4 protein-coding genes and 1 pseudogene are annotated in these 4,964 nt (G+C 67.4%); 3 read left to right on the top strand and 2 right to left on the bottom strand.

The window, feature by feature from the left end; all coding sequences use genetic code 11:
- Window positions 1-1,114, top strand: a 1,114-nt coding sequence (locus DJ69_RS08970) for an NAD(P)/FAD-dependent oxidoreductase (RefSeq protein ID WP_099255300.1), incomplete at its 5' end; no start/stop codon positions are given.
- A gap of 51 nt (window positions 1,115-1,165) precedes the next feature.
- Here DJ69_RS08970 and DJ69_RS08965 read toward each other — a convergent pair.
- Entirely contained in the window at window positions 1,166-2,188 is a 1,023-nt protein-coding gene (locus DJ69_RS08965) for an NADP-dependent oxidoreductase (RefSeq protein ID WP_099255299.1), read from the bottom strand.
- A gap of 104 nt (window positions 2,189-2,292) precedes the next feature.
- Window positions 2,293-3,480 (bottom strand): CapA family protein, encoded by a 1,188-nt coding sequence (locus tag DJ69_RS08960; RefSeq protein ID WP_099255298.1) that lies wholly within the window; start codon window positions 3,478-3,480, stop codon window positions 2,293-2,295.
- Window positions 3,481-3,674: 194 nt separating this feature from the next.
- Here DJ69_RS08960 and DJ69_RS08955 point away from each other — a divergent pair, with 194 nt between their 5' ends.
- Together DJ69_RS08955 and DJ69_RS08950 are read left to right on the top strand one after the other, a co-directional pair.
- On the top strand, window positions 3,675-4,067 hold the full coding sequence (locus DJ69_RS08955; RefSeq protein ID WP_099255297.1) for a DoxX family membrane protein: 393 nt from the start codon (window positions 3,675-3,677) through the stop codon (window positions 4,065-4,067).
- 176 nt (window positions 4,068-4,243) lie between these two features.
- Window positions 4,244-4,964, top strand: a pseudogene (locus tag DJ69_RS08950) (RNA-guided endonuclease TnpB family protein); the annotation flags it as partial.

Here is a 4,964-nt window from a genome sequence, read left to right as displayed (position 1 = left end):
CCGCGGCGCGGACGTGACGCTCGCCGAGAAGGGCTCCCTCGGCGCCGGCAGCACCGCTCGCGCGGCCGGCGGGATCCGGTCGCAGTTCTCCTCGCGCGTGAACGTCGAGCTCTCGCTCGCCAGCAAGGAGGTGTGGAACTCCTTCGACGAGCGGTTCGGCGTGGACATCGGGCTCCGGAAGAACGGCTACCTGTTCCTCGCCCGGACGGCGGACGCCGCCGAGCAGTTCCGCCAAAACGTCGAGCTACAGCGCGACCTCGGCGCGGAGAGCGAGCTGCTCACGCCCGCGGAGGCGACGGAGCACTGTCCGGGCCTCGACCCGGAGCCGTTCGTCGCGGCGACGTACAACCCCGACGACGGGATCGCCGACCCGAACCTCGCCGTCCAGGGATACGCCGAGGCGGCCCGCGAGTCGGGCGTCGACATCCGGACGAAGACCGCCGTCACGGAGCTCCACCGCGAGGGCGACCGCGTCGTCGGCGCGGACCTCCGAGCGGTCGGCACGGGGTCGTCCGAGCCGTCCGAGCGGCGCGAGGTCGACTGCGTCGTCAACGTCGCGGGCGCGTGGGCCCCCGCGATCGCCGAGATGGCCGGCGTCGACCTCCCGATCGCGCCTCGGCGCCGGCAGATAGCCGTGGTCGACCCGACCCCGCCGGTCCCCGAGTCGGCCCCGCTGACGATCGACCTCGAAACCGGGTCGTACTTCCGCCCCGAGCGGGACGGGGTGGCGCTCATCGGCGGCCACTTCGGCGACACCGACCCCGACCAGGACCCGGACGCCTACGACGAGGGGATGGACATCGCGTGGGCGGCACGCGCCGTCGAGCGCGCCGCCGAGTACACCGCGTATTTCGGGCCCGACACGCGGATCAAGCGCGGCTGGGCCGGACTGTACGCGGTCACGCCCGATCACCACCCGATCGTCGAGGAGACGATTCCCGGCCTGGTGACCGTCGCCGGCTTCTCGGGCCACGGGTTCCAGCACGCGCCGGCCGCCGGGCGGATCGGCGCCGATCTCGCCGCCGACGGGGAGACGGATCTGCTCGACATCTCGCCGCTCTCGGGCGACCGGTTCGAACGCGGCGAGACGCACTCCGAGCACAGCGTCGCCTGAACGGTCGCGGGCCCGATCGAGCGGGGACGGGCCGTGCGTCTCGGCGGCGCGCTAGGCGTCGTCCGCCGCCGCCACCCGAACCACCTGCTTCCCGATGTTGTCGCCGGCGAAGAGCCCGAGGAAGGCGTCGGGGGCGTTCTCCAACCCCTCGACGACCGTCTCCCGGTGTTGCAGCTCGCCGCTCGCGACCCAGCGCCCGAGCCGCTCGCTCGCCTCGCCGAACCGTGTCGCGAAGTCGCCGACGAGCAGCCCCTCGACTTTGGCTCGCACCGGGATCAGCGCCGGGAGCTTCCGCGGCCCCGTCGGGACCGTCTCGTCGTTGTAGTGGGCGATCTGTCCGCAGACCGCGACCCGCGCGTCGAGGTTCAGTTTAGTGAACACGGCGTCCGTGATGGGGCCGCCGACGTTGTCGAAGTACACGTCCACGCCGTCGGGGGCGGCGTCGTCGAGCGCGTCGCGGTAGTCGTCGGTGGTCTTGTAGTTGATCGCGGCGTCGAAGCCCAACTCGTCGGTGAGCCACTCCGTCTTCTCGTCGCTGCCGGCGAAGCCGACGACGCGGCAGCCGTTGCGCTTCGCGATCTGGCCGACGACCGAGCCGACCGCGCCCGCGGCGCCCGAGACCACGACCGTGTCGCCGGGCTTCGGCTCGCCGACCTCCAGCAGGCCGAAGTAGGCCGTCCGGCCGGGCATCCCGAGCACGCCGAGATACGCCTCCGGATCGGCGACCGACGGATCGACCGGCGCGACGTCGTCGGCGTCGAGCGTCGCGTAGTCGGCCCATCGCCCCTCGCCCGTCACGAGGTCGCCTTCGGCGTAGGCGTCGCTCTCGCTCTCGACCACTTCGCCGACGACACCGCCTTTGAGCGCGTCGCCCACGTCCCACGGCTCCGCGTACGACTCGGCGTCGCGCATCCGACCGCGCATGTACGGATCGACCGAGAGATATCGCGTTCGGACGAGGAGTTCGCCCGGAGCGGGAGCGGGCACGTCCGTCTCCCGCAGTTCGAAGCTGTCCATGTCGGGTTCGCCGTCGGGGCGCTCGGCGAGTAGCCACTCGCGGTTGGTGTTCGTCACGGTCGCCGTTGTCGACTGCAACTCAATAGCGTTTGGACACCAGCAGCCGCCTCGGGAATCGCAAGCCGAAGCCGGAGTCTCGGGGGATTTCGGCGCCGCGGACCTCACTCCCCGTCCAGCGGAAACACCACCCGACCGTCGTCACGCCGGCTCTCGGTGTCGAACGCCGCGGAGCGCTCCGCGATGGTCTCGCTCACCCACTCGGCAACGTCGTCGTCCGCCATCGTCGCCGCCTCGTCGACGATCGCGGTCGGCTCGGCGATCAGCTCGTCGGGGTCGCCGTCGCGCACGACCAGTTCGAAGAGCGCGGTCCGCTTGTTGCGGACGCCTTGGCGGTCCTGATAGCTGATGTAGTCGTCGACGAAGTCCGCCGCGTCGTAGATGATCGGGCGCCCCTCGTACACCTCGACGCCCTGAAGGACGTGGGCGCTGTGTCCGTGGACCACGTCGACGCCCTGATCGACCAGCCAGCGACCGAACCGCTCGTGGACCGGTCGCGGCTCAGTCTCCCAGTTCGGCCCCCAGTGAAGCGACGCGACGACGAGGTCCGGTTCGTGGTCGGCCGCCCGGTCGAGGATTCCGTCGACGAGCGAGCGCGTCGCGGGCCTCGCCGGATCGAGCGTCGCGAAGGCGGTCCCCGGCGCCGACTCCGAGGCCGCGAACTCCTCAGCCTGATCGGTGAGACCGAACGCCGCGACGGTCAGGCCGTCGGCCTCGAACGCGGCGGGTTCGAGCGCCGCGTCCCGATCCGTACCGGCGCCGGCGTGCGCGATTCCCGCGTCGGTCAGGTGGGAGCCGGTGTCCCGGAGCGCGGGTTCGCTGTAGTCGAGGATGTGGTTGTTCGCGAGCGAGACGAACGAAGCGCCCGCGCCCTCCAACGCCGGAACCGCGAAGTCTGGGTCCGACCGGAAGTAGTACCCCTTATCCGGCCAGCGCGTCCCGCGATCGGAGATGCAACACTCCAGATTTCCGATCAGCCCGTCGAGCTCCTGCAATCGCGAGAGCGTCGACCCCCAGACCTTCTCCGGGTCGTCGTCGGTCCACCGCTCGTTGACGCTCCGGCCGAGCATCAGATCGCCGACGAAGCCGAGCCTCGTCTCGGCGCTCTCGTCCGTGTCGTCGGCGTCGACGCCGTCGTCGCCACTCGCGTCTGCGTCGCTGTCGGCCGTATCGGCGTCGTCGCCGCCCGATTCGGCGCTCCCGTCTCCTGCTGTCGGCGCCGAGCCGGTACATCCGGCGAGTCCGGTGACGCCAGCGATGCCCGATGCCAACAGAGTCCGGCGCGTCTGCATCGGCCACCCTTTCTTCGGGCGGCGATTTTAACCCACCGGAGCTGACGAGCACATCTGAAACAGCCAGTCGACAGAGAGTGCGATCTGAGCTGACAAGAACGATGAGTAACGATTGTGTCTCCTGTTAGCACAAACGGTGGCGATGCCGTGGTACAAGCGTCGGGGTTAAACTACTGACTCACGTTCTTTAGATGATGTCTGAAACTGATACGGTAGACACGAGTGCGTCGTCACTTGCTGGTCGCCTTCTTTTTGGAAGTGGGCTTGCAGTACTGGCGCTTCGGAACTTCGAAGATCTTGATGGTCGCATCGCGTACGCGGACGCCAAGGGTGTCCCGTTCGCAGAGAAGTCGGTTCCCGCAGCCAGTGCTCTCCTCCTCGGTGGCGGCCTCGGTATGGCGACTCGGAAGTTACCTAAGCTCTCGGCGGCCAGTGTCGCAGCGTTCTTCATTGGCGTCACTCCCGTGATGCACGATTTCTGGGCCGCCGACGATGAGGCGCGCGGTGAGGAACTGACCTCGTTTTTACAGAACCTCACGCTTCTTGGCGCAGCGATCGCATTCTTCCAGCGCGAAAGCCAGAACTAATGCCTGAACAGCGTTCTTGATGAGCGATCTGCACTGAGAAATTGCGGATTTGACACCCTCCCCGTGCTGAAGCAGAGGATTCCTACAGCACCGCACCGCTGAGGTGGGATCTTGTGAGTTATCTTTCGGCGAGGACAGGTCTGGCGTAGTCCGAGGACCAGCCGTCTAAAGACAAGGCGCTTCACGAGGCCTTCGACGCCCGATGTACCACACAGACCGAAGCGAACGACATTGTGGTCAACTACGACCTGAGTGGGTACGCGAAGAACGCACTCAAGAAGTACGTCCCGCAACTCACGACGACCTACAACGCGGGCGAACTTCACGACGATCACCCTGTTCGGTTCACCAACGACGGACTACGGCTTGACCACAAGTCCGAGAACGCGATCGAGTGGTACGTCAAAATCCCGCACCACGAGGACTACCACCTCTGGATGCCAGCACAACCGAATCCCGACCAACGGGACTGGTTAGAAGCGTTGAACGCGGGAGATGCGGAAATGGGCGAGAGTCGGCTGTTCGAGCGGGACGGAACGTGGTTCCTCCACGTCACCGCCACCCGCGACGTGGAGGGAGGTTCCGAGGTGTCCGGCGAAGAACGGACACCCATCGGTGTCGATATTGGGGAAGCGTCACTCGTCACGGTGTGTCACCGCGACGACCACGGTTCTCCGACCGCTCCTGAACTATGGGCCGACGAAGGGAAGTCGGTTCGTCAACTCCGGAAGAGCTACTTTACCGCCACGAAACGGCTCCAGACGCGCGGAAGCGAACGTATCGCGGAGTCCTTCGGGGACGACCTGTGGAACCAGATAGACGATGTATTCCATCGCGTCACCCGCGACGTCGTGGAGTACGCCGAGTCCGTCGAGGGTCCCGTTCTCGTTCTAGAAG

Source organism: Halorubrum persicum (assembly GCF_002727125.1).
In the GTDB taxonomy this organism is placed as follows: Archaea; Halobacteriota; Halobacteria; order Halobacteriales; family Haloferacaceae; genus Halorubrum; species Halorubrum persicum.
Note: the sequence above shows the minus strand (reverse complement) of the source record. Positions and strands in the feature narration are given on the sequence as shown.

What these genes read in the sequence shown, in the direction of transcription:
- DJ69_RS08960 (WP_099255298.1), bottom strand. Translation starts at nt 3,480, where the DNA reads ATGCAGACGCGCCGGACTCTGTTGGCATCGGGCATCGCTGGCGTCACC.
- DJ69_RS08955 (WP_099255297.1), top strand. Translation starts at nt 3,675, where the DNA reads ATGTCTGAAACTGATACGGTAGACACGAGTGCGTCGTCACTTGCTGGT.